This window comes from Escherichia sp. WS33 (assembly GCF_046486385.1).
GTDB lineage: Bacteria > Pseudomonadota > Gammaproteobacteria > Enterobacterales > Enterobacteriaceae > ECMA0423.
Genome location: NZ_JBJQLJ010000004.1, coordinates 184,233 through 209,967, shown reverse-complemented (window position 1 = coordinate 209,967; position 25,735 = coordinate 184,233). Strand labels below are relative to the sequence as shown.

At 50.5% G+C, this 25,735-nt stretch carries 18 protein-coding genes, 2 pseudogenes and 1 CRISPR repeat array; of the genes and pseudogenes, 6 read left to right on the top strand and 14 right to left on the bottom strand.

Going from position 1 to position 25,735, the window contains the following annotated elements; genetic code table 11:
- Positions 1-146: 146 nt before the first annotated feature.
- The 4 genes from ACJHXA_RS05645 to cysJ all read right to left on the bottom strand — a co-directional run bounded on the left by ACJHXA_RS05645 (position 147) and on the right by cysJ (position 4,883).
- Positions 147-299, bottom strand: a complete 153-nt coding sequence (locus ACJHXA_RS05645) for a Hok/Gef family protein (protein ID WP_000956458.1) — start codon at positions 297-299, stop codon at positions 147-149.
- A gap of 264 nt (positions 300-563) precedes the next feature.
- Positions 564-1,298 (bottom strand): phosphoadenosine phosphosulfate reductase, encoded by a 735-nt coding sequence (gene cysH, locus ACJHXA_RS05640; RefSeq protein WP_000039843.1) that lies wholly within the window; start codon positions 1,296-1,298, stop codon positions 564-566.
- Between the two features lie 73 nt (positions 1,299-1,371).
- Positions 1,372-3,084, bottom strand: coding sequence for an assimilatory sulfite reductase (NADPH) hemoprotein subunit (gene cysI, locus ACJHXA_RS05635; protein ID WP_001290706.1), 1,713 nt, complete (start codon positions 3,082-3,084; stop codon positions 1,372-1,374).
- A complete protein-coding gene (gene cysJ / locus ACJHXA_RS05630; protein ID WP_000211936.1) occupies positions 3,084-4,883 on the bottom strand; it encodes an NADPH-dependent assimilatory sulfite reductase flavoprotein subunit in 1,800 nt (599 codons plus the stop codon). The genes cysI and cysJ overlap by 1 nt, the downstream gene beginning before the upstream one ends.
- Positions 4,884-5,201: 318 nt before the next feature.
- Between cysJ and queD the strand changes: the two genes are divergently transcribed.
- On the top strand, positions 5,202-5,564 hold the full coding sequence (gene queD / locus ACJHXA_RS05625; RefSeq protein ID WP_000108294.1) for a 6-carboxytetrahydropterin synthase QueD: 363 nt from the start codon (positions 5,202-5,204) through the stop codon (positions 5,562-5,564).
- 138 nt (positions 5,565-5,702) lie between these two features.
- Positions 5,703-6,158: pseudogene (locus ACJHXA_RS05620) on the top strand (FGGY-family carbohydrate kinase); the annotation flags it as partial.
- Positions 6,159-6,796: 638 nt separating this feature from the next.
- A CRISPR array of direct repeats spans positions 6,797-8,472; the repeat unit is 29 nt; unit sequence CGGTTTATCCCCGCTGGCGCGGGGAACAC.
- A gap of 339 nt (positions 8,473-8,811) precedes the next feature.
- On the opposite strand, the gene queE reads toward ACJHXA_RS05620, so the two are convergent.
- Positions 8,812-9,483, bottom strand: coding sequence for a 7-carboxy-7-deazaguanine synthase QueE (queE, locus tag ACJHXA_RS05615; protein ID WP_001199982.1), 672 nt, complete (start codon positions 9,481-9,483; stop codon positions 8,812-8,814).
- Positions 9,484-9,655: 172 nt separating this feature from the next.
- Here queE and ACJHXA_RS05610 point away from each other — a divergent pair, with 172 nt between their 5' ends.
- The 3 genes and pseudogenes from ACJHXA_RS05610 to ACJHXA_RS05600 all read left to right on the top strand — a co-directional run bounded on the left by ACJHXA_RS05610 (position 9,656) and on the right by ACJHXA_RS05600 (position 11,575).
- The gene (locus ACJHXA_RS05610) at positions 9,656-10,258 is read left to right on the top strand and encodes a LemA family protein (RefSeq protein ID WP_001379137.1); all 603 of its coding nucleotides are present in this window, start codon (positions 9,656-9,658) and stop codon (positions 10,256-10,258) included.
- A 13-nt stretch (positions 10,259-10,271) separates the two neighbouring features.
- A pseudogene (locus tag ACJHXA_RS05605) lies at positions 10,272-10,943 on the top strand (TPM domain-containing protein); the annotation flags it as partial.
- Between the two features lie 269 nt (positions 10,944-11,212).
- Positions 11,213-11,575 carry a hypothetical protein gene (locus ACJHXA_RS05600; protein ID WP_000034929.1) on the top strand — a complete coding sequence of 121 codons (363 nt, stop codon included), beginning with the start codon at positions 11,213-11,215 and terminating at the stop codon, positions 11,573-11,575.
- A gap of 55 nt (positions 11,576-11,630) precedes the next feature.
- Here ACJHXA_RS05600 and eno read toward each other — a convergent pair whose 3' ends face one another.
- The 7 genes from eno to rlmD form a co-directional block, all read right to left on the bottom strand.
- Complete coding sequence (gene eno, locus ACJHXA_RS05595) at positions 11,631-12,929, bottom strand: phosphopyruvate hydratase (RefSeq protein ID WP_000036723.1); 1,299 nt, start codon at positions 12,927-12,929, stop codon at positions 11,631-11,633.
- Positions 12,930-13,016: 87 nt separating this feature from the next.
- Positions 13,017-14,654, bottom strand: coding sequence for a glutamine hydrolyzing CTP synthase (gene pyrG, locus ACJHXA_RS05590; RefSeq protein ID WP_000210878.1), 1,638 nt, complete (start codon positions 14,652-14,654; stop codon positions 13,017-13,019).
- Positions 14,655-14,881: 227 nt separating this feature from the next.
- Positions 14,882-15,673 carry a nucleoside triphosphate pyrophosphohydrolase gene (gene mazG / locus ACJHXA_RS05585; protein ID WP_001071648.1) on the bottom strand — a complete coding sequence of 264 codons (792 nt, stop codon included), beginning with the start codon at positions 15,671-15,673 and terminating at the stop codon, positions 14,882-14,884.
- Between the two features lie 70 nt (positions 15,674-15,743).
- The gene (gene mazF, locus ACJHXA_RS05580) at positions 15,744-16,079 is read right to left on the bottom strand and encodes an endoribonuclease MazF (RefSeq protein WP_000254745.1); all 336 of its coding nucleotides are present in this window, start codon (positions 16,077-16,079) and stop codon (positions 15,744-15,746) included.
- Complete coding sequence (gene mazE / locus ACJHXA_RS05575; protein WP_000581937.1) at positions 16,079-16,327, bottom strand: type II toxin-antitoxin system antitoxin MazE; 249 nt, start codon at positions 16,325-16,327, stop codon at positions 16,079-16,081. The genes mazF and mazE overlap by 1 nt, the downstream gene beginning before the upstream one ends.
- Before the next feature lie 77 nt (positions 16,328-16,404).
- The gene (gene relA / locus ACJHXA_RS05570; RefSeq protein WP_000226815.1) at positions 16,405-18,639 is read right to left on the bottom strand and encodes a GTP diphosphokinase; all 2,235 of its coding nucleotides are present in this window, start codon (positions 18,637-18,639) and stop codon (positions 16,405-16,407) included.
- Positions 18,640-18,686: 47 nt separating this feature from the next.
- A complete protein-coding gene (gene rlmD / locus ACJHXA_RS05565) occupies positions 18,687-19,988 on the bottom strand; it encodes a 23S rRNA (uracil(1939)-C(5))-methyltransferase RlmD (protein WP_000046790.1) in 1,302 nt (433 codons plus the stop codon).
- A gap of 56 nt (positions 19,989-20,044) precedes the next feature.
- Here rlmD and barA point away from each other — a divergent pair, with 56 nt between their 5' ends.
- Complete coding sequence (barA, locus tag ACJHXA_RS05560; RefSeq protein ID WP_000186450.1) at positions 20,045-22,801, top strand: two-component sensor histidine kinase BarA; 2,757 nt, start codon at positions 20,045-20,047, stop codon at positions 22,799-22,801.
- A 231-nt stretch (positions 22,802-23,032) separates the two neighbouring features.
- On the opposite strand, the gene gudD is transcribed toward barA, so the two are convergent.
- Positions 23,033-24,373 carry a glucarate dehydratase gene (gene gudD / locus ACJHXA_RS05555; RefSeq protein WP_000098271.1) on the bottom strand — a complete coding sequence of 447 codons (1,341 nt, stop codon included), beginning with the start codon at positions 24,371-24,373 and terminating at the stop codon, positions 23,033-23,035.
- Positions 24,374-24,393: 20 nt separating this feature from the next.
- Positions 24,394-25,734 (bottom strand): enolase C-terminal domain-like protein, encoded by a 1,341-nt coding sequence (locus ACJHXA_RS05550; protein WP_000211813.1) that lies wholly within the window; start codon positions 25,732-25,734, stop codon positions 24,394-24,396.
- Between the last annotated feature and the right edge of the window lies 1 nt (position 25,735).

The window sequence follows — 25,735 nt, the reverse complement described above, 5'->3', positions numbered from 1 at the left end:
GCCATTCGTGGGACAGTATCCCTGACAGCCTACAAAACGCAATTGAAGAACGCGAGGCATCGTCTTAACGAGGCACCGAGGCGTCGCATTCTTCAGATGGTTCAACCCTTAAGTTAGCGCTTATGGGTTTTACCCCCGCGTGGTGGCTACTTCTTCGATTCGTAAGCGAGAACTGCCTTAAACTCCATACCACGTTCTCTGATACTCAACTCACACAACGAGTCACCTACCATCAGCGTGAATCCCAGTACTGTACAACACAGTACGATGATTGCCACAAGGGCATATTTTGTCAGCATGTCTTGCCTCCCTGCAAAGAAGAGACTAACATTCGAATTGTTTGGGTTCGAACGTAAGCCTCAGGTTGATAGAAATATCGCCTGGGGCTTTTGTCCATCTGGAACCTCGCGAATGCTTAACGCCAGACAGCCTCAAGCACCCGACGCCATTCTATACCTGATAATTCTTCCAGCGGCGTTCACGTTTAAAATCAGGAATACTGCTCGCAAAATAAAAACGCCCCCATCATTTCTGACAGAGGCGTTTAATTTATCCGGCAATATTTACCCTTCGTGCAATCCACATTCCCTTTTTAAGCCAAAGAAACGTGTTTCTTCTTCCGACATGCCAGGTTCCCATTTACGGGTTGTATGGGTATCACCGACCGATAAATATCCTTCATCCCATAATGGGTGATATTTCAGGCCATGTTTTTGCAGGTACTGATAAATAGTTCGGTTATCCCAGTCGATAATCGGCAGCACTTTAAATACGCCACGCTGAATTGCCAGCACCGGTAAATTGGCGCGGCTGCCGGATTGTTCGCGGCGCAGGCCAGCAAACCACGTTTGCGCATTCAGTTCTTTCAGCGCCCGGTTCATCGGTTCGACTTTGTTGATGTCATTGTACTTTTCAATGCCTTCAACGCCCTGTTCCCACAGTTTGCCGTAGCGTGCTTCCTGCCAGGCGGCGCTTTCGGTAGCGCGGTACACTTTCAGGTTGAGCTTGAGTTTGTCCGTTAACTCGTCAATAAAGCGGTAGGTTTCCGGGAACAGATAGCCGGTGTCGGTGAGGATCACCGGAATATCCGGGTGAATCTGATTCACCAGATGCAGGCTCACCGCCGCCTGAATGCCAAAGCTGGAAGAAAGTACATATTCACCGGGCAGATTATCCAGCGCCCAGGCAACGCGGCCTTCAGCGTCCAGTTTTTCCAGTTCGGCGTTAGTTTCTGCCAGCGCCAGAATGCGATCTACCTTCGGCAGTTCGTTCAGGGCGTTTAGATCGAGTTTGGACATAGATTCCTCACTGTTTGCCTTGCCTGATGCGACGCTCACGCGTCTTATCAGGCCTACAAGACCGGGCTGATGGTTAATCCCACAAATCGCGCGCCGGATCGAGCACCGGGCGAATGATGCCCGCACGCACCGTAAAGTCGCCGAAGCCTTCACCCGCTTCGCGCTCTTTCGCCCAGCGCCCTATCAGTTCATCAAGCGACGCCAGGATTTCCGGCTCGGTGATGTTTTCTTTATACATCCGTGGGATACGTGTCCCAATGCGGTTGCCGCCAAGATGCAGATTGTAGCGACCCGGTGCTTTACCCACCAGGCCCACTTCCGCCAGCATCGCGCGACCACAACCGTTCGGGCAGCCTGTTACACGCATCACGATATGCTCATCGCTGACACCATGTTTCGCCATTAAATTATCGATGTTGTCGATAAAAGACGGCAGGAAACGCTCTGCTTCCGCCATCGCCAGCGGGCAAGTCGGGAATGACACGCAGGCCATCGAGTTTTCACGCTGCGGCGTGACGGCATTCATTAACCCGCTCTCTTTGGCGATCTTCTCGATCTTCGCTTTCTCGCTTTCCGGTACACCGGCGATGATCAGATTCTGGTTCGCCGTAATGCGGAAATCGCCTTTGTGGATCTTCGCGATCTCCAGCAGGCCGGTTTTCAGCGGACGCCCCGGATAATCAAGGATGCGACCATTTTCGATAAACAGCGTCAGGTGCCAGTTATCATCAATGCCCTTAACCCAGCCAATACGATCGCCTCGTCCGGTGAACTCATATGGACGGATCGGTTCAAATTTGATCCCCGCGCGACGCTCCACTTCCGCTTTAAACGTCTCAACCCCCACGCGCTCCAGCGTGTATTTGGTTTTGGCATTTTTACGATCGGTTCGGTTACCCCAGTCACGCTGAGTTGTCACGACGGCTTCGGCCACCGCCAGCGTATGCTCCAGCGGCAGATAGCCAAACTCGCTCGCCGTGCGGGCGTAGGTTTTCTTGTTGCCGTGTTCGATAGAAAGCCCACCGCCCACCAGCAGGTTGAAGCCTACCAGCTTGCCGTTTTCGGCGATTGCCACGAAGTTCATGTCGTTGGCATGCAGATCGATATCGTTCTGCGGCGGGATCACTACCGTGGTTTTGAACTTACGCGGCAGGTAGGTCTGACCAAGGATCGGTTCTTCATCAGTAGTGGCGACTTTTTCCTGGTCGAGCCAGATCTCCGCATACGCGCGGGTACGAGGCAACAGATGCTCAGAAATCTTCTTCGCCCACTCGTACGCTTCCGCGTGCAGCTGCGACTCGTAAGGGTTCGAGGTGCAGAGTACGTTACGGTTCATGTCGTTAGCTGTCGCCAGCGCATCAAGACCGACCGAGTGCAGCATCTGGTGCACCGGTTTGACGTTCTTTTTCAGAATGCCGTGGAACTGAAACGTCTGGCGGTTGGTCAGGCGAATGCTGCCATAGATGGTGTTTTCACCGGCAAATTTATCGATCGCTTGCCACTGTTTGGTGGTGATCACGCCACCCGGCAGACGACAGCGCAACAGCATCGCATGGCGCGGCTCCAGCTTCTGTTCAGCACGTTCGGCGCGGATGTCGCGGTCATCCTGCTGATACATGCCGTGGAAGCGGATCAGCAGGAAGTTATCGCCCTTAAAGCCGCCGGTCAGACCGTCGTTTAAATCTTCCGCAATGGTGCCGCGCAGGTAGTTGCTTTCAAGCTTCATGCGCTCGGCGTCTGTCAGTTTACCTTCGACCACTAAAGGCCCTGGATGTTTTTCGCTCATTAGTAGACATCTCGCTGATAACGGCGCTCTACGCGCAGCTCACTTAAAAATTCATCCGCCGCTTCGGTGTCCATGCCACCAAATTCGGCAATCACTTCCAGAAGTGCCTGCTCAACGTCTTTCGCCATGCGATTAGCGTCACCGCAGACATAAATATGGGCACCGTCATTGATCCAGCGCCACAGCTCCGCGCCCTGTTCGCGCAGTTTGTCTTGTACGTAAACTTTTTCTTTTTGGTCGCGCGACCAGGCGAGATCGATCCGCGTCAGCACACCCTCTTTGACGTAGCGCTGCCACTCCACCTGGTAGAGGAAATCTTCCGTAAAGTGCGGGTTGCCAAAGAACAGCCAGTTTTTACCCGGTGCTTCGTCGGCAGCACGTTGCTGCATAAAGGCGCGGAACGGCGCGATGCCGGTGCCTGGGCCAATCATAATCACCGGGGTTTCCGGGTTAGCGGGCAGGCGGAAGTTATCGTTATGTTCGATAAATACGCGGAGTTCGCCCTCTTCTTCCACGCGGTCCGCGAGGAAGCTGGAGGCACCACCGGCACGGGCGCGGCCTTCCACGTCGTAACGCACCACACCAACGGTGACGTGTACTTCGTTCTCGACTTCCGCCTGCGAGGAGGCGATGGAATACAGACGCGGCGTCAGCGGGCGCAGCAGATTAATTAGCGCTTCGGCATCAAGCTGTGCCGGGGAGAAACGCACCATGTCAACAATCGGCGTCGTCGCGGCGTAATGCTGTAACTTCGCTTTATCGCCCACCAGCGGCAGCAGTGTTTCACTGCGGGTAAGCGTGGCGTAATTCTCAACAATGTTGGCGGTGTTGACGGTCAGTTCGAAGTGCCACTGTAGCGCTTCGTTCAGAGGCAACGTTTTGCCCTCGACGGTGACAGGTTCATCGCCTGTCAGCCACAGCAGTTCGACAAGTTCTTTCACCAGTGCCGGATCGTTCTGATACCAGACGCCCAGCGCGTCACCCGGCTGGTAACGCAGGCCCGAGTCACCTAAGTCAATTTCGATATGGCGAACGTCTTTTTCAGAGTTACGCCCGGTAATTTTCTGGTTAACAGAGAGGCTAGCCACCAGTGGCGCGTCTTTGCTGTACGGGCTGGTGTGGATTTCATTTACCGCGCCAGTAGCGACGGATTGCGAAGGTGCCGCGACAGGCGCACGCGATTTAAGCGCATCAACCACGCGGGCGCGCCACTCGCTGGCAGCAGCCTGGTATTCAACATCGGCATCGACACGGTCGAGCAGGCGTTCACCGCCCAGTTCCGCCAGCTTGCTGTCGAAATCTTTCCCGGACTGGCAGAAAAATTCATAAGAGCTATCGCCGAGGCTAAACACGGCAAACGCGGTGTTTTCCAGCTTTGGCGCTTTTTTGGAGAACAGGAACTTATGCAGCGCGACGGCTTCTTCCGGCGGTTCCCCTTCCCCTTGCGTTGACGTCACCACGATAAGCAGTTTTTCGCTGGCGATTTGTTTGAATTTATAGTCGCCCGCGTTCACCAGCTTAACGTTCAGTTTTGCCGTCAATAAATCATCGCGTAATGCTTCAGCAACCCGGCGCGCATTGCCGGTTTGCGAAGCAGAGATAATAGTTATACCCGGCATTTCTGCGGCTGGCGCTGGCGTCGCTGCAAGCGCAGCAGGCTGCTGATTGAGCACGCCCCAGAAATAGCCAGAAACCCAGGCAAGCTGGGTGGGAGTTAAATCGGTCGTGGCCGCCTGAAGGCGTGCCAGTTGCTCCGGGTTCAACGGAAGCAACGCGGAAGGTGGGACCTGTGTCGTCATGCGTCGTTATGTTCCAGTAAGCAAAGCTGTTTCTGCGCCCTGTCAGCGCCCATAAAACAGAAGAGAAGGTAAGGTTAACGGGGCAAATGGTGTGGATTAAAGACGGGATAGCGATAACTAATAACCAAATCGACTAACCTGTTTTAGCAATAGTCTTTAACAACAAAATAGATTAACCAACCCAATGAAAAACAAATGAATTTAGCCAATCATTAAGATAAATCAGCGATTTTGCGCAACAAAGTCGTTTTAGATAATGCGAAAAAACAGCCTTTCCGGTACTCTACGGCGGTTTTATCGTCCTGTAGAGAAATTATGATGTCCACCACGTTATTTAAAGATTTCACCTTCGAAGCCGCTCACCGCTTACCACACGTCCCGGAAGGGCATAAATGTGGTCGCCTGCACGGGCATTCCTTTATGGTGCGACTGGAAATTACCGGGGAAGTCGATCCGCATACGGGCTGGATTATCGATTTCGCTGAACTAAAAGCGGCGTTTAAACCAACCTACGAGCGCCTCGATCACCATTATCTCAATGATATTCCAGGTCTGGAAAACCCAACCAGCGAGGTTTTAGCAAAATGGATTTGGGATCAGGTTAAACCCGTTGTGCCGCTGTTAAGTGCGGTGATGGTAAAAGAAACCTGTACCGCAGGTTGTATCTATCGCGGCGAATGATAAGAGTGTGTCGGCGGTCAATTTCCCTTAAGTAACGCTATGTTAGGGTGTTGTGTTCTGGATATCTGGGGCATGACATGGAAGACGACTGCGACATTATTATTATTGGTGCCGGTATTGCAGGCACCGCTTGCGCGTTACGCATGGATATATCGTTCGATACTGGAAAGCGTGGCTCTGATGCTGAAGAACAATTACGACAATATGCGTAATGAAATGAATCACTTTGCAAAGCATGTGATCATTACTGGCGGCGGTTCGAACAGCGATCTGTTTATGCAGATTTTTGCCGACATGTTCAACCTTCCGGCACGACGTAACGCCATTAACGGTTGTGCAAGTCTGGGGGCAGCGATTAATAAGGCGGTAGGTCTGGGACTATACCCGGATTACGCAACGGCTGTCGACAAAATGGTTCGCGTGAAAGATATCTTTATACCGATTGAGAGCAATGCCAAACGCTACGACGCGATGAATAAAGGCATTTTCAAAGACCTAACCAAACATAATGATGTAATACTGAAAAAATCGTATGAAGTGATGCATGGGGAATTGGGGAATGTGGATTCGATCCAGAGCTGGTCGAATGCGTAAGTGAGGAAGGCCGGGCGGGAAACTGCCCGGCCTGAACATACCTGAATGGTTATCCCCGCTGACGCGGGGAACATAAGTTCGACAACTTAAAAAATGATAACAAGTCCGGTTTATCCCCGCTGATGCAGGGAACATAATAAAAACTTTAACTAGTTCGGTTTATCCCTGTTTTTACAAGGAATATTAACTACACTCGATGTCTTTAGAATAAAAGACAATACGAATCGCACTTTATCAATTTTCACTTAAAGTATGAACTGGATATCTTTATTCATAAGAACTATTCATCAACAGCGTATAGAAACGGTAATGTAAAACCACTCATTAGCCTCAAAACAAAGACAAATTTTCAGATTTATTACTTAATCAATGAATAACAAGCTTAAAAAACAAACTATTAACCTAAAGAAAAAATTAATAGATATTAATTCAACATTAAAAAAATAATAGATTAAAATTTCTTAACGATTTAAGAATCATACAAATAACACTTTGATTAAATTTAATTTTTTGTATCGATAATTGTGAACTTCTCTGGCATGGAGAACTATTTTGAACATGAGGGGTTACGTGGATATGTTGCTTATTACAAGTACTGCTAATATAAAAACTTGAGAAAGAGATAACGGGTTATATGGTGGTTTATCCCCGCTGGCGCGGGGAACTCTTTTGTGCCCTGGCGTTTTGCTGGCTCTCGCGCGGTTTATCCCCGCTGGCGCGGGGAACACTTTGCCGCTGTCAGCATTGCTGGCGCGTAATACGGTTTATCCCCGCTGGCGCGGGGAACACCGTTCCTCGCATTATTTCCCTTTCTTCTTCGACGGTTTATCCCCGCTGGCGCGGGGAACACTCCGCATCGCTCATGCCGATAATCGGGCTCGGCGGTTTATCCCCGCTGGCGCGGGGAACACGTCGGCAGAGAATCGTTCGATTGCCCCTACATCGGTTTATCCCCGCTGGCGCGGGGAACACATCAACGTTATCGATTACAACTGACAGGGAGCCGGTTTATCCCCGCTGGCGCGGGGAACACCCGAACGGCTCGGCGCTCTCATACCCCCAAATCGGTTTATCCCCGCTGGCGCGGGGAACACAAAGTGACGCGATAGACGCGCTGATTGACGCTCGGTTTATCCCCGCTGGCGCGGGGAACACTGAAGGTGCTGAAGAATATCGGATTCAGAACGCGGTTTATCCCCGCTGGCGCGGGGAACACTGGTGTGATTCCAATTGCCGCACGGAACGCCGCGGTTTATCCCCGCTGGCGCGGGGAACACGATAAATCGCTCACGAAGAATAATTCTACCCCCGGTTTATCCCCGCTGGCGCGGGGAACACACCATTACTTCGGTAAAAGCGTGATCAAGAATCGGTTTATCCCCGCTGGCGCGGGGAACACTTACCGAAGTAATGGTCGAAACACAGAATTTTCGGTTTATCCCCGCTGGCGCGGGGAACACAGCACCACTGAAAATCTGTACGAAAGCAATAGCGGTTTATCCCCGCTGGCGCGGGGAACACTATTTCTGTAATGCTCAAAGATATAGCCGGATCGGTTTATCCCCGCTGGCGCGGGGAACACTGGCAAAACAAACATCGGGGTACGCGTGGTGCCGGTTTATCCCCGCTGGCGCGGGGAACACAAAATTCATATTGATAAACACCGCGTTTGTATCGGTTTATCCCCGCTGGCGCGGGGAACACTTTACTACAATAGGTGGACACGCTACGGCGCACGGTTTATCCCCGCTGGCGCGGGGAACACAAATATGGGGAGCGCCGTTAATGAAATCAAAACGGTTTATCCCCGCTGGCGCGGGGAACACCGCCGCGGACTCACGAGCAGGCCATCACAGACCGGTTTATCCCCGCTGGCGCGGGGAACACCAGTTGTCTGATGTGTCGCTGGCCTGGCGGCACGGTTTATCCCCGCTGGCGCGGGGAACACCCGTTCATATTCGTTTCCTCGTGGCGCGATCTAGGTTTATCCCCGCTGGCGCGGGGAACACGGACCAAATACCCGTCCCTCAATCCACGCCGTCGGTTTATCCCCGCTGGCGCGGGGAACACAATTGAGACGTTCCACGCAATTAAACAAGCCGCGGTTTATCCCCGCTGGCGCGGGGAACACTTGTTGATAAAGTGGCGCGCCAGGTGCGTTTACGGTTTATCCCCGCTGGCGCGGGGAACACCGGTCGTCAGGTACTAATCTAAAGGCTGTTTTCGGTTTATCCCCGCTGGCGCGGGGAACACGTGGCGTCCGTCGTCGTTTAAAGCGTCAATGCCGGTTTATCCCCGCTGGCGCGGGGAACACTCTAAACATAACCTATTATTAATTAATGATTTTTTAAGCCAGTCACAATCTACCAACTTTATAGTATCACACAAACAACACATCCATTATGTTAAAGAGTACTTAATCCATTGATTAAAAAGGTAAATATTTAAAATAACTCTATACAAACTAAAATCTACCAAACTTTACCGCAATAATCTTCACTCCAGCGAAAAATTAATGCCACAGAATTTGTAGAGAATGCTAATGATTAGCCCTGGATGGGTAAAATGGAGGAGTTTTCAGAGGCGACAAACAATATAAATGAGTAGAAGTCTTTACAGGTTCCACCCATTTATAACGCTTATAAATGTTTAATCAGGCAATATTTAGATATTTATGTGTTTGCATCGACAAACGCCAATTACGCGCAATGCAGGTTTCAATGCACAAACGTGTGGCATCATCCTTTTGGCTAATCGGCTGCAGTGCAATGACTCGCGGTTTATCATCGGTCAGCGTTGCCAATAGTTCATCCAGTGCTTCAATATCGCGTACGCGCCCCACTGGATGCTTGATTTCGTTGGCTCGCTCCAGTGCCTGTGACAACACGTCATAGCCGCCGCGCATGTTCAGCTTTGGCGATACGGTAACCCAGGTATTCGGTGTGCAGCGTACCTCATGAGTACCACTGGTTTCGATCTGGCAGCTAAAACCGTTCTTTTCGAGCAGATCAGTCAGTGGTAGCAAATCATGAATGCAAGGCTCACCACCCGTAATCACCACATGCCGCGCGGTGTATCCCTGGCGACCAATGACAGCCAGCAAATCTTCACTGCTCGCCGACCCCCACTTATCACTCTCTTTGGTCTTCGCCAGAATGCTGAAAAGGGAGACTTCCCGATCCTCAAGCTTTTCCCAGGTGTGTTTGGTGTCGCACCAGGCACAGCCAACCGGGCATCCCTGTAAACGAATAAAAATGGCGGGAACGCCGGTAAAGTAACCCTCACCTTGCAGGGTCTGGAACATCTCGTTAATCGGGTACTGCATAGCATTCTCTGTGAAGTGGATAATTGTTAATTATTGCAGATCCTGCCGCAACAATCATGTCTTATTAACATTCTGTTACAGGCAGGTTTAAGGCAAAAAGTGCATTAGATCATAAAGAATAAAATGATGCGACGTATTATGTTTTAAGGAATTAATGAAAAAGGATTTAAACATGCTCAGGACATTCATCGTAATTATATTTATTTTCAATTTATCAGGCTGTGGATATAACGATATTCAAACCTATGATGAGCAGGTTAACGCCTCCTGGTCTGAGGTATTAAATCAATATCAACGTCGCGCCGATCTTATTCCTAATCTTGTCGCCAGTATTAAAGGTTATTCCAACCATGAAAAAGACGTTTTGGAAGCCGTAACATTGGCTCGTAGCCAGGCTAATCGCGCCAGCAGCGATCTTCAGCAAACTCCGGGAAATGAACAAAAATTACAAGCCTGGCAACAGGCTCAAGCGCAGGTGACTCGCACTCTCGGTCAGTTAACGATAATTAGTGAGCGTTACCCTGAGTTAAAGGCTCAAGAGCTCTATCAAAACTTAATGGTACAGCTCGAAGGAAGTGAAAATCGAATTGCCGTTGCGCGAGGAAGATATATTAAAGCCATTGAACAATATAATGTTACTATCCGCAAATTCCCCGCTGTATTAACCGCAAAGGTCATGGATTACACACCGAAGAAAAATTATTTGCCGGATGATGTCGCCGCTGTGAGTAAAGCACCAACAATAGATTTTAGCCAGAATGCTAGTGCTCATTAGGCGAGTTAATTATATGAAAAATTTAATCTTACTTCTTGTTCTGATCTGTTCATCTGCGTTTGCAGTGCAAGTTCCAGTACCTGAATTCGCTAAGTATATAAATGATTTAACAGGGACATTAACCAGGGAGGAAGTAAGTACGCTGACCAGTCAGATTAAAACCCTGACGCAAAAAAGCCACGCACAACTGATCGTGTTAGTAGTAGAAACAACAGGCGATGAAACCATCGAGCAATATGCAACACGAGTATTCGAGCGTTGGCAGCCCGGTCATAAGAATCTTGATGACGGTATTTTACTGGTAGTTGCCTGGCAAGATCATACAGTACATATTGAAATTGGCTACGGACTTGAGGGTATTCTGACGGATGCGCAGTCCGGGCAAATTATACGCAACAGTATTATTCCTGCGTTTAAAAAGGGCGATCTTGCTGTCGGCTTGCAACAAGGTATTGGTGATATTGAAACCCGATTATCAGAAAATGATTTAGTCAATAATACATCGCCCGATCATCCTTTACCCTTTAGCGGTTGGTGGGCTCTGTTAGTCTGGGCGATAGTACTGACGTTTATTTCTGCCAGAGGATATGTCAAAACGCTGGGAGTGATTTGCTTTGCTGCCATAATACTGGCCTTTGTACTTCCCATCGCTGGATATAGCGGGAGCTGGGGAGTTCTTGCCACATTATTATGTTTCGCCACTCCATTCCTGGTCGTAGCTATCGCTTTCACGCCTTTCGGCAGAAAGGTGCGTGATTCAATGCGTAGCGCCAACCGACCGTCACGTTACGAAAGAAGCAACTCGGCCTCCCGACATTCTTCATCATCGTCATCTTCCTCTTCATCCTCTTTCAACAATGACAATTTCAGCGGTGGTGGCGGTTCATCCGGCGGTGGCGGCGCGTCAGGAAGATGGTAAGACTTAAAAACAGATTACAGGGAAGGTAAGGAAATATGAGTAAGATTTTAGCGAATCATCCACGATTAAGTAAATTTGTATTTGGCTTATTCGGTGCTGCTGGAATGATTTGGCTTAATAAAGCCTTCCAGGGCGATGAATTATTTCAACTGATAACATCACTGCTTGCTTTAGATACGTTTGTGTACTTTTGCATCTACAGTCTGATTAACCCAATACCTGAGGCAAATGATTTTCTTTGGGATTATAAAGTCCATCAACGAAAATATTCATCCAATATTTCTCATAATGATTTTGTCAGCAATGTAAGGAATAGCAGAAAAATTGTTCGGATACTTATCCTGGTGGGAATAACATTTATTAATGTTATCGCTCTGCTTACTAAACTCAAAATGTGAAGATAAAAAAACCCGCTTCAAGAAGCGGGTTTTTTATTAAGACGTTAAGTCAGTCTTATGCCTGGCCTTTGATCTCTTTACGACCGTTGTACGGTGCTTTTTCGCCCAGAGCTTCTTCGATACGAATCAGCTGGTTGTATTTAGCAACACGGTCAGAACGGCTCATAGAACCAGTTTTGATCTGGCCTGCAGCAGTACCAACAGCCAGGTCAGCGATGGTAGCGTCTTCAGTTTCGCCAGAACGGTGAGAGATAACTGCAGTGTAGCCAGCATCTTTCGCCATCTTGATTGCAGCCAGAGTTTCGGTCAGAGAACCGATCTGGTTGAATTTGATCAGGATGGAGTTAGCGATACCTTTTTCGATACCTTCTTTCAGGATCTTGGTGTTGGTTACGAACAGGTCGTCACCAACCAGCTGGATTTTGTCGCCCAGAACTTTGGTCTGGTATGCGAAACCGTCCCAGTCAGATTCGTCCAGACCGTCTTCGATAGAAACGATCGGGTACTGTTTGGTCAGTTCTTCCAGGAAGTGAGTGAATTCTTCAGAGGTGAACGCTTTGTTGCCTTCGCCAGCCAGAACGTATTTACCATCTTTGTAGAATTCAGAAGCTGCGCAGTCCATCGCCAGAGTGATGTCTTTGCCCAGTTCATAACCAGCAGCTTTAACAGCTTCAGCGATAACAGCCAGAGCTTCAGCGTTGGAACCCAGGTTCGGCGCATAGCCACCTTCGTCACCAACAGCAGTGTTCATGCCTTTCGCTTTCAGAACTTTTGCCAGGTGATGGAAAACTTCAGAACCCATGCGGATGGCTTCTTTCACAGTTTTCGCGCCAACCGGCTGAATCATGAATTCCTGGATATCAACGTTGTTGTCAGCGTGCTCACCACCGTTGATGATGTTCATCATCGGAACCGGCATAGAGTATTTGCCCGGAGTACCGTTCAGTTCAGCGATGTGCTCGTACAGCGGCATACCTTTAGCAGCTGCAGCAGCTTTGGCGTTAGCCAGAGATACAGCCAGGATTGCGTTCGCGCCGAATTTGGATTTGTTTTCGGTGCCGTCCAGGTCGATCATGATCTTGTCAATGCCAGCCTGATCTTTAGCATCTTTGCCAATCAGCGCCTGAGCGATCGGGCCGTTTACCGCAGCAACAGCTTTGGTTACGCCTTTACCCAGGAAACGGGATTTGTCGCCATCGCGCAGTTCCAGAGCTTCACGGGAACCAGTAGAAGCACCTGACGGAGCAGCTGCCATACCGACGAAACCACCCTCCAGATGTACTTCGGCTTCAACAGTCGGGTTACCACGGGAGTCGATGATTTCACGACCGATGATTTTTACGATTTTGGACATTAGGTTTTCCTCAAGTCACTAGTTAAACTGAAACTCCAGACAAACAACGCGTACCCAGGGTACGCGTTGCCGTTCTAACTTTTTTACTTACTTCGCCTGACGCTTCTGGAACTCGCTGGCGGCTTTTACAAAGCCAGCAAACAGCGGGTGACCATCACGTGGAGTAGAAGTAAACTCCGGATGGAACTGGCAAGCCACGAACCACGGGTGATTCGGAACTTCGATGATCTCGACCAACTGATCATCCCCGGAACGGCCCGCAACGCGCAGACCTGCATCTTCAATCTGTTTCAACAGCATGTTGTTGACTTCGTAACGGTGACGATGACGCTCAACAATTGTCGGCGCATTGTACAGCTGGCGAACCAGGCTATCGTCAACCAACTGGCACTGCTGTGCGCCGAGACGCATGGTACCGCCGAGATCGCTCTTCTCGCTACGAACTTCAACGTTGCCGTTTTCATCGCGCCACTCGGTAATCAGCGCCACAACCGGGTACTTACAGTCTGGCACAAATTCCGTAGAGTTGGCGTTCTCCATGTTGGCAACATGGCGAGCGTAATCAATTAACGCCACCTGCATACCCAGGCAAATGCCCAGATAAGGAATATTGTTCTCACGCGCAAAACGCGCGGTCGTAATCATGCCTTCTACGCCACGATAGCCAAAACCGCCAGGTACTAGGATTGCGTCCAGACCTTTAAGGATTTCAACGCCGCGCGTTTCAACATCTTGTGAATCGATTAGTTTGATGTTGACGCTGACACGATTCTTCAGCCCACCGTGTTTCAGTGCTTCGATCACTGATTTATAAGCATCCGGCAGTTCAATGTACTTGCCGACCATACCGATGGTGACTTCACTTACCGGGTTCGCTTCTTCGAAGATAACCTGTTCCCATTCGGACAGATTCGCTTCCGGGCAGTTTAAGCTGAATCGTTTACAAATATAATCGTCCAGCCCCTGAGATTTCAACAGGCCCGGAATTTTATAGATGGAATCGACGTCTTTCAGAGAAATAACCGCTTTTTCCGGAACATTACAGAACAATGCAATCTTCGCACGTTCGTTCGCCGGAACAGCGCGATCTGAACGACAAATCAGGATGTCAGGCTGGATACCGATGGAGAGCAGCTCTTTTACAGAGTGCTGAGTCGGTTTGGTTTTGACTTCACCAGACGCTGCCATGTACGGCACCAGCGTCAGGTGCATAAACAGAGTGTGCTCACGGCCAATTTCAACAGCCATCTGGCGAATCGCTTCGAGGAACGGCAAGGATTCGATATCACCTACTGTACCGCCGATTTCTACCAGTACTACGTCATGACCTTCGCCACCTTCCAGCACGCGCTCTTTGATTGCGTTAGTGATGTGCGGAATAACCTGCACGGTTGCGCCGAGGTAGTCACCGCGGCGTTCTTTACGCAGAACGTCAGAGTAGATACGACCCGTGGTGAAGTTGTTGCGGCGGCTCATTTTGGTACGAATGAAACGCTCGTAGTGCCCCAGGTCCAGGTCGGTTTCAGCGCCGTCTTCAGTAACGAACACTTCCCCGTGTTGGATTGGGCTCATAGTACCTGGATCGACGTTGATGTACGGATCCAGTTTCATGATGGTCACATTGAGGCCACGGGCTTCAAGAATGGCTGCGAGGGAGGCTGCGGCAATGCCTTTACCCAGAGAGGATACGACCCCGCCGGTCACAAAAATATAGTTCGTTGTCATGCTGAACCTGAGAAGTTAGGTTGAAAAGACGATGGAATAACCAGGACGGGAAAGCAGTATACCCTAACATGACCTGTGCCACAAACTTTCATTATCCCTCCTCTTCGCCAGCGCACTATTGAAATCAGGAGTGAGAAAATAGCCCCTTTGGGGTAAATGTTTTTGACGCAAATCAAGCGCTTGTCATTTAAAAAATGACACAAATGGCGCTTGACCGCGTAATTCCCTTAGAGATCAATTTCCTGCCGTTTTACCTGTTGCCAGACTTCTTCCATTGTTTCGAGGTCAACACCTGTCATTTCCAGTCCACGCGCGGCAACAATACGCTCCACTTCGCGAAAACGACGCTCGAATTTTTCGTTCGCTTTTTGCAATGCGATTTCTGCTTTCGTCCCTAAATGGCGAGCCAGATTAACCGTGGCAAACAGCAGGTCCCCCATTTCCTCCTCCAGTTTAGCCTGGTCGACAACAGCCTGCCGCGCCTCGTACATCACCTCGTCGATCTCTTCGTAGACTTTATCAACCACCGGGCCAAGCGTCGTCCAGTCGAAGCCAACGTTGGCGCAACGTTTCTGGATTTTTTGCGCCCGCATTAAAGCCGGTAAACTACGAGGAATATCGTCCAGCGCCGAATGCTGCGCTTTCTGCGCGCGCTCTTCGGTTTTGATTTGCTCCCAACGGGCAAGCACTTCACTACTGTTTTCGGCAGAACTATCAGCAAAAACATGCGGATGGCGACGCTCTAATTTATCGCTAATAGCAGCGCAAATATCATTAAAGTCAAAGCGCCCTTCTTCCTGAGCCATTTGCGCGTAAAACACCACCTGGAATAGCAGATCGCCCAGTTCACCGCGAAGATCGTCAAAATCTTCACGGGCGATGGCGTCCAGCACTTCGTAGGTTTCTTCAAGGGTGTAAGGCGCAATGGTGGCAAATGTCTGCTCTTTATCCCACGGGCAGCCGTTTTCCGGATCGCGCAGGCGCTGCATAATAGTGAGCAAACGGTCGATTTGATTCATTGAATTGTCCTGAAAATTGCGGGTCTGTCAGGTGGAAACCTGTGACCAGAATAGAAGTGAGTTAGTAACACTACCCAATCAGTACGTTAATTTTGGCTTTAATGAGTTGTAATTCCTCTGGGGCAACTGTTCCTTTCTTCGTTGCTCCTCTTGCCCGCCAGGCGATACTTTTTACCTGATCAGCTAACGCTACGCCATCACGTTCCTGACCGGATAAAACAACTTCGAACGGATATCCTTTTGATTGCGTTGTATAAGGAACACACAGACACATACCTGTTTTGTTGTTGTACATGAAAGGACTCAGGACAACAGCTGGACGATGTCCAGCTTGCTCGCTACCTTTTGTCGGGTCAAAATCAACCCAAATCAGATCGCCCATATCGGGTACGTATCGGCTTACCATTACCAGACTTCCTTATCTTTCGGCTCTCCCCAGTCGATATTCTCGTGGAGGTTTTCCGGCGTGATGTCGTTGACCAGTTCAGCAAGCGTAAATACGGGCTCTTTACGCACTGGCTCAATAATTAATTTGCCATCCACCAGGTCAATCTTCACTTCATCATCAATATTCAGATTGAGCGCCTGCATTAACGTAGCCGGGATCCGCACCGCCGGTGAATTTCCCCAACGCTTTACGCTACTGTGGATCATAACCCTTTCCTCAAACCGCTATCATATGTAGATACAGTATATATCAATCTACATTGTAGATACGAGCAAATTTCGGCCTAACTCCCGTGCAACCGACGCGCGTCGATAACATCCGGCACCTGGTTGAGTTTACCCAGCACGCGCCCCAGCACTTGCAGGTTGTAAATCTCAATGGTCATGTCGATGGTCGCCAGTTGCTGTTTGGTGTCGCTACGGCTGGCAACGCCAAGCACGTTCACCTTCTCGTTGGCGAGAATGGTCGTGATATCACGTAACAACCCACTACGATCATTAGCCACCACGCGGACCACCAGCGAATATCCGGCGGAGTAGCTCTCACCCCATACCGCGTCAACAATGCGTTCTGGCGCATGGGAGCGCAGTTCCGCCAGTTGTTCGCAATCGGCGCGGTGTACTGAAATACCGCGCCCCTGGGTAATGAAGCCGACAATCTCATCTCCAGGAATCGGCTGGCAGCAGCGCGCGATGTGGTGCATCAGGTTACCGACACCTTCAACCACCACGCGACCGTTATCTTTACTGCGGTTTTGCGGCGTGTAGCTTTTTTGCTGAAGTTGCTTCAGCGCGGCGGCGTCCTGCTCTTCGGCACTCGGCTTATTAAATTGCGATTGCAGGAAGTTCACCATCTGATTGAGACGGATATCCCCGCCACCAATCGCCGCCAGCAACTCGTCGACATCATTAAAGTTGTAACGCGGCAGCAGATGTTTTTCTGCTTCTTTCAGGCTGATCCCCAGATGTTCCAGCTCGTCGTCAAGGATTTGCCGCCCAGCCAGAATGTTTTTGTCACGGTCCTGTTTACGGAACCAGGCGTGAATTTTCGAACGCCCACGGCTGGTTGTGACGTAACCGAGGTTTGGGTTTAACCAGTCACGGCTGGGGTTCGGCTGTTTCTGGGTGATAATTTCAATCTGGTCGCCCATCTGCAGCTGGTAGGTGAACGGCACAATGCGCCCGCCAATTTTTGCCCCGATGCAGCGGTGTCCGACATCACTGTGGATGTGGTAAGCGAAGTCCAGCGGCGTTGATCCCGCAGGCAAATCAACGACATCACCTTTCGGCGTAAAGACATACACCCGGTCGTCAAAGACCTGGCTGCGTACTTCGTCGAGCATTTCGCCGGAATCAGCCATCTCTTCCTGCCACGCAATCAGTTTACGCAGCCAGGCAATCCGGTCTTCATGTCCCGAACGTGCGCCGCCAGCTGCCGCGCCCTCTTTATATTTCCAGTGCGCAGCAACACCCAACTCTGCATCTTCATGCATCTGTTTGGTGCGGATTTGGATCTCAACGGTTTTGCCACCTGGCCCCAGAACCACGGTATGAATAGACTGATAACCGTTTGGTTTCGGGTTAGCGACATAATCGTCAAACTCATCCGGCAGGTGGCGATAGTGAGTGTGCACTATCCCCAGTGCGGCATAGCAATCCTGTAAACGCTCGGCGACAATACGTACCGCACGCACATCAAACAGCTCATCAAAGGCGAGGTTCTTTTTCTGCATTTTACGCCAGATGCTGTAGATGTGTTTCGGACGACCATACACTTCAGCTTTAACGCCTTCAGCTTTCATCTCAGCGCGCAGATGACCGACAAACTCTTCGATATAGTGTTCGCGGTCGAGACGGCGTTCATGCAGCAGTTTTGCGATGCGTTTGTATTCGGTCGGGTGCAGATAACGGAAGCAGTAATCTTCCAGCTCCCATTTCAGTTGCCCAATCCCAAGACGGTTCGCCAACGGCGCGTAGATATTGGTGCACTCTTTTGCCGCCAGTACGCGTTCATCTTCCGGCGCATCTTTTACTTCGCGCAGATGAGCAATACGCTCCGCCAGTTTGATGACCACGCAGCGAAAATCATCGACCATCGCCAATAACATCCGGCGAACGTTATCGACCTGTTCGGAGGAAACAGAATCAGTGTGCGTCGCTTTCAGCTGGCGGATCGCCGCCATATCACGCACGCCGTGAATAAGGTTAACAACCGACTTACCGACGCTCTCACGCAGCACATCTTCGCTAACTACGTTGGCATCAGCCAGAGGGAACAGCAGCGCCGCCCGCAGCGTGTCAATGTCCATACTTAATGTCGAGAGGATCTCCACCATCTCAACACCACGCCACAATAACAGACTGGCATCCGGATGCCCCTGCGTCTGTTGCAGACAATACGCCCAGGTTTCGGCTAAGCACTCACACGACTTCTGGCTGGTAATACCCAGACTTGCGATCCATTTTTCCGGATCAAATTCACCAGCCTTATTGATATGTGCACTTCTTACCGCAACCATCGTCCTCTCCTTTAGGGACCAGACCTGCCGAAATCGGCAAATCGTAACTATTTAACGCGCGAGAAAAGTACCATCGATTCCAGATGTCCCGTGTGTGGGAACATATCCAGCATCGCCAGTCGCGCAATGGTATATCCTGCTTTTAATAACGCTTCGCTATCCCGAGCCAGCGTTGCAGGATTACAGGATACATAAACTATACGAATAGGTTCCAGTTTTATAATTTGCTGCATAACACCTGCGGCACCTGCTCGCGCGGGGTCCAGCAACACTTTATCGAAGCCGTTTTTCGCCCACGGCTGCTTTGTGACATCTTCTTCAAGATTTTCGTGATAAAACGTCACATTCTGTAAGCCATTAAGACGCGCATTCTGCTGGCCTTTTTCCACCAGCGCCGGAACACCTTCTACACCCACCACACTGGCAGCTTGTGTCGCCAATGGCAGTGTAAAGTTGCCCATACCGCAGAACAGATCCAGTACGCGATCTTCAGGTTGCACATCCAGCCATTCCAACGCACGCGCTACCATTTTTTGGTTCACACCCGCATTGACCTGAATAAAATCGCGCGGGCTAAAAGTTAAGCGCAACCCGTTTGAGTCATACCAGGGCATCTCACCAGAGACGGTTTCGAGTATCTCACTATCGGGGGCGAGATACAGATCCAGGCCTTCAGAATGCGAAAAGCGTTCCAGTTTTTCGCGATCAGCCGAACTTAGCGGTGCGGTATGGCGCAAAATCATCAGCGTGCCGCTGGTTGCCTGTACCAGTTCAACATGACCAAGATGGCGTATAGCTTGTAAGCTGCCCAGGCATGCCCTGACTTTGGGCAGCAATGCTTCAAGTTGGGGCACTAAAATGGGGCATTGTTTGACGTCGACAATGTCACTGGAGCCCGCTTTGCGAAAGCCCATCTGAAGTTGCTGTGTTTTCGGTAAGTAGTTCAAACTTAAACGCGCGCGACGGCGATAGCCCCAGGGAACATCGGCGATCACTTCAGAGACTTCGTGTTTCATTAATCGGGCGAGTGCCGCACTTTTGCTTCGCTGCTGTAAATCCACGCTGGCGTGTTGTTGCTGACAGCCACCGCATACGCCAAAATGAGGGCAGCGTGGCGTTTCGCGTTCCGGGCTATCGCTTAACCGGCGCACGACTTTAGCGCGGGCGTACTGTTTTTTATCTTCAGTAACAGTAACTTCCGCGTTTTCCTGTGGCAGTAATCCAGGAATAAATAACGCTTTGCCGTTATGTCGCGCCACGCCCTGACCAAAAGAGTCGAGGTCGTTGACTGAAACGGTTATGATCTGACGCGTCGTCGTGCGTCGTTTTGCAGAGTAGAATTGCGCCATTGGCGAGACTTTCTCAATTTAACAGTGTGACCTTAATTGTCCCATAACGGAACTCCATGACCAACTACAGCCTGCGCGCACGCATGATGATTCTGATCCTGGCACCGACCGTCCTTATTGGTTTATTGCTGAGTATCTTTTTCGTCGTGCATCGCTATAACGACTTGCAGCGTCAACTGGAAGATGCCGGTGCCAGCATTATTGAGCCGCTTGCAGTTTCTACTGAATATGGCATGAGCCTGCAAAATCGCGAATCTATCGGTCAGTTAATAAGCGTACTGCATCGTCGCCATTCCGATATTGTTCGCGCGATTTCGGTTTATGATGAAAATAACCGACTCTTTGTCACCTCCAATTTTCATCTTGATCCCTCATCAATGCAGCTCGGCAGCAACGTGCCGTTTCCTCGCCAGCTCACTGTCACTCGTGACGGCGATATTATGATCCTCCGCACGCCGATTATTTCTGAGAGTTACTCCCCCGACGAATCGCCCAGTAGCGATGCCAAAAATAGTCAAAATATGTTGGGATATATTGCGCTTGAGCTGGATCTTAAATCGGTTCGTTTGCAGCAATATAAAGAGATCTTTATTTCCAGCGTGATGATGCTGTTTTGTATCGGTATTGCGCTTATTTTTGGCTGGCGCTTAATGCGCGATGTAACCGGTCCGATTCGCAACATGGTGAATACCGTCGACCGCATCCGTCGCGGGCAACTCGACAGCCGGGTGGAAGGATTTATGCTCGGCGAGCTGGATATGCTGAAAAACGGTATCAACTCGATGGCAATGTCGCTGGCTGCTTATCACGAAGAGATGCAGCACAATATCGACCAGGCGACGTCCGATCTGCGTGAAACGCTGGAGCAGATGGAAATTCAGAACGTTGAGTTAGATCTGGCGAAAAAGCGCGCCCAGGAAGCGGCGCGTATTAAATCCGAGTTTCTGGCAAATATGTCACACGAGCTGCGTACACCACTGAATGGTGTTATTGGCTTTACCCGCCTGACGCTGAAAACAGAATTAACACCAACGCAGCGCGATCACCTGAATACGATTGAACGTTCGGCAAATAATTTGCTGGCAATTATTAATGATGTTCTCGACTTCTCGAAACTGGAAGCAGGTAAGCTGATTCTGGAAAGTATTCCATTCCCACTACGCAGCACGCTGGATGAAGTCGTTACTCTGCTGGCACATTCTTCTCACGATAAAGGGTTGGAACTGACGCTCAATATTAAAAGCGACGTGCCTGATAACGTGATCGGCGACCCACTGCGATTACAGCAAATCATCACTAACCTGGTGGGGAATGCAATTAAATTCACCGAGAATGGCAACATTGATATTCTGGTAGAAAAACGTGCGCTGAGTAATACCAAAGTGCAGATTGAAGTGCAGATTCGGGATACCGGCATTGGTATTCCTGAACGCGATCAATCGCGCTTATTCCAGGCCTTCCGACAGGCTGATGCCAGTATTTCCCGCCGTCATGGTGGCACCGGTCTGGGGCTGGTGATTACACAAAAACTGGTTAATGAAATGGGCGGCGATATTTCGTTCCATAGCCAGCCGAATCGCGGTTCAACTTTCTGGTTCCACATTAATCTCGATCTGAACCCGAACATTATTATCGAAGGGCCATCCACCCAGTGCCTCGCCGGTAAGCGCCTGGCCTATGTCGAACCAAACTCCGCAGCAGCGCAATGCACGCTGGATATTTTAAGTGAAACGCCGCTGGAAGTGGTTTATAGCCCAACGTTCTCCGCGCTGCCTCCCGCGCATTACGACATGATGTTGTTAGGCATCGCGGTGACCTTCCGCGAGCCGCTAACAATGCAACATGAGCGATTAGCGAAAGCGGTATCGATGACCGATTTCCTGATGCTGGCACTTCCTTGCCATGCACAAGTCAATGCAGAAAAACTCAAGCAAGATGGTATCGGCGCGTGTCTGCTGAAACCATTAACACCTACGCGCCTGTTGCCTGCCCTGACGGAATTTTGTCATCACAAACAAAACACGCTTTTGCCTGTAACCGATGAAAGCAAGCTGGCAATGACAGTCATGGCAGTTGATGACAACCCCGCTAACCTGAAACTTATCGGCGCATTGCTGGAAGATATGGTGCAACATGTGGAACTTTGCGATAGCGGGCATCAGGCGGTTGAACGGGCGAAACAGATGCCGTTCGATTTGATCTTAATGGATATTCAAATGCCTGACATGGATGGCATTCGGGCCTGCGAGCTCATCCACCAGCTCCCCCATCAGCAACAAACGCCGGTTATCGCGGTAACGGCGCATGCAATGGCCGGGCAAAAAGAGAAGCTGCTTGGCGCAGGGATGAGCGATTATCTGGCGAAACCGATTGAAGAAGAGCGATTGCATAATTTGTTGTTGCGCTACAAGCCTGGCAGCGGTATTTCCTCTCGCGTCGTGACGCCCGAAGTCAACGAAATTGTGGTGAACCCGAATGCGACCCTCGACTGGCAACTGGCACTACGCCAGGCAGCAGGAAAAACCGATTTAGCGCGCGATATGCTGCAAATGTTACTCGATTTCCTGCCTGAAGTTCGCAACAAAGTTGAGGAACAGCTGGTTGGAGAAAACCCGGAAGGCCTGGTTGATTTGATTCATAAACTGCATGGCAGTTGCGGCTATAGCGGTGTGCCGCGTATGAAGAATCTCTGCCAACTGATCGAACAACAGCTACGTAGCGGTACTAAAGAAGAAGATTTGGAGCCGGAGCTGCTGGAACTGTTGGACGAGATGGATAATGTAGCGCGCGAAGCCAGCAAAATTCTCGGGTAACGGACGTCTTGTCGAGTAGCAATCGGCTTTTTATGACGCTGGTTTCAGATTGGTGACAAAGTGCCTGTGTTTATGCCGGATGCGGCGTTAACGCCTTATCCGGCCTACAAAACCAATTAAATTCAATGAATTAAAAAATGATGTAGACCTGATACATAGCACAACAGGCTATTTTGCGTTTAGCATCAGTCTCAAGCCGGCTCCAGATAGAGCCGGTTTTGGTTTTCTGTCTTAACGCACCATGCACGGGCGCTTGTTATCGAACGTCCAGCCAGGAATCAGATACTGCATTCCCATCGCATCGTCACGCGCGCCAAGCCCGTGTTTCTGATACAGCTCATGGGCTTTCATCACTTGATCCATATCGATTTCTACACCCAGCCCCGGTTTTTCCGGCACCTGAACCAGACCGCCTTTGATCTCAAACGGTTCTTTGGTCAGGCGCTGATTACCTTCCTGCCAGATCCAGTGCGTATCAATAGCAGTAATTTTACCCGGTGCAGCGGCGGCAACATGGGTAAACATCGCCAGGGAAATATCGAAGTGGTTGTTTGAGTGTGAACCCCAGGTCAGGCCAAATTCATGGCACATTTGCGCCACACGTACCGAACCTTGCATCGTCCAGAAATGCGGATCCGCCAGCGGGATATCAACGGATTGCAGGGAGAGCGTATGGCCCATCTGCCGCCAGTCGGTGGCGATCATATTGGTTGCGGTCGGCAGGCCAGTTGCGCGACGGAACTCTGCCATCACTTCACGCCCGGAGAAACCTTGCTCCGCACCACACGGATCTTCTGCATAAGCCAGCGACCCTTTCAGGTATTTACCAATTTTAATCGCTTCGTTCAGCGACCAGGCACCGTTAGGATCGAGCGTAATACGCGCCTGCGGGAAGCGTTGCGCCAGTGCCACAATAGACTCGGCCTCTTCTTCCCCGGCCAGTACACCGCCTTTCAGTTTGAAATCGTTGAAGCCATATTTTTCATACGCCGCTTCCGCCAGGCGCACCACCGCATCCGGCGTCATCGCTTCTTCATGACGCAGGCGATACCAGTCGCATGAGTCATCCGGCTGGCTTTGATACGGCAGCGGTGTGGCTTTGCGATCACCGACGAAGAACAGATAACCGAGCATTTCGACTTCGCTACGCTGTTGACCATCGCCCAGCAGCGATGCCACGTTTACCCCCAGATGCTGCCCCAGCAGATCCAGCATTGCCGCTTCTATCCCGGTAACTACATGAATAGTGGTACGCAAATCAAATGTCTGCAAACCGCGCCCGCCGGCATCACGATCGGCAAATGTATTACGCACCAGCGTCAGAACGTTTTTGTATTCACCCAGCGTTCTACCCACCACCAGCGGAATCGCATCTTCCAGCGTTTTACGGATTTTCTCGCCGCCGGGAATTTCGCCTACGCCGGTGTGACCGGAATTATCTTTGATAATCACAATATTACGCGTGAAGAACGGTGCGTGTGCACCACTCAGATTCATCAGCATACTGTCATGACCCGCCACCGGGATGACCTGCATTTCAGTAACAACAGGCGTCGTAAATTGAGAACTCATATTTATGTCCTTTTTCAGAATCAATGACGGCCGAAAACGGGACGTTTACGGTCAAAGGTCCAGCCGGGGATCAGGTACTGCATCGGACCTGCGTCGTTACGCGCACCGCCAGGCAGACGTTTATAGGCCTCATGTGCCTTTTGTACCTGTTCCCAGTCCAGTTCCACGCCCAGACCGGGCGCATCAGGAACGGCAATTTTTCCGTTTTTAATCTCCAGCGGATTTTTGGTCAGGCGACAATCGCCCTCCTGCCAAATCCAGTGGGTATCGATAGCGGTAGGATTACCCGGTGCCGCCGCGCCCACATGGGTAAACATCGCCAGAGAAATATCGAAATGGTTATTAGAATGGCAGCCCCAGGTTAGCCCCCAGTCGTCGCAAAGCTGTGCCACGCGGACTGCACCGGAAAGCGTCCAGAAGTGCGGATCGGCAAGTGGAATATCTACCGCATTGAGCATCACCGCATGGCCCATTTCGCGCCAGTTGGTGACGATCATGTTAGTCGCGACGGGCAAGCCGGTCGCCCGTCGAAACTCCGCCATCACTTCACGACCGGAGAAACCCTGCTCAGCGCCGCACGGATCTTCGGCATAGGTAAGAACATCATTCAGCCCTTTGCACAAAGAAATGGCTTCATCAAGCAGCCATGCACCGTTGGGATCAACGGTAATCCGCGCATCCGGGAAGCGTTTCTTCAATGCACGAACAGTGTCGATTTCTTGCTCGCCAGGTAACACTCCGCCCTTAAGTTTGAAATCTTTAAAGCCATAGCGATCCTGTGAGGCTTCCGCCAGACGCACAACGGCTTCGCTGTTCATCGCTTTCTGATGGCGCAACTGATACCACTCATGGTTGCCCGGCGTATTTTCCAGATAAGGAAGATCGGTTTTGGTCCGATCACCGATATAAAACAGATAACCGAGGACGGTAATAGCATCGCGTTGCTTGCCTGGCCCTAACAGTTCGCAGACCGGAACATTCAACGCCTTACCTAGCAGGTCAAGCAAGGCGGCTTCCAGCGCCGCCACGGCATTAACGCGCAATTCAAAAGTCCAGGCACCTTTGCCGAAGGTATCAAAATCGGCCGCCTGATTACCTATATGCACCTGCTGAACCACTTTATTCAGGCGCGCAACTTCCTGGCCCAGCACCATCGGAATAGCATCGACAAGCGTCTGATAAATCACCTCTCCGCCCGGCGCTTCACCAATACCGGTATGCCCGGCATTATCGGTGAGTACCACAATATTGCGGGTGAAATATGCGCTATGTGCACCACCAATATTAAGCAACATGCTATCGTGCCCGGCGACCGGAATGACTTTCATATCAGTAATAACAGGACTGGATTGTGTCGTCATC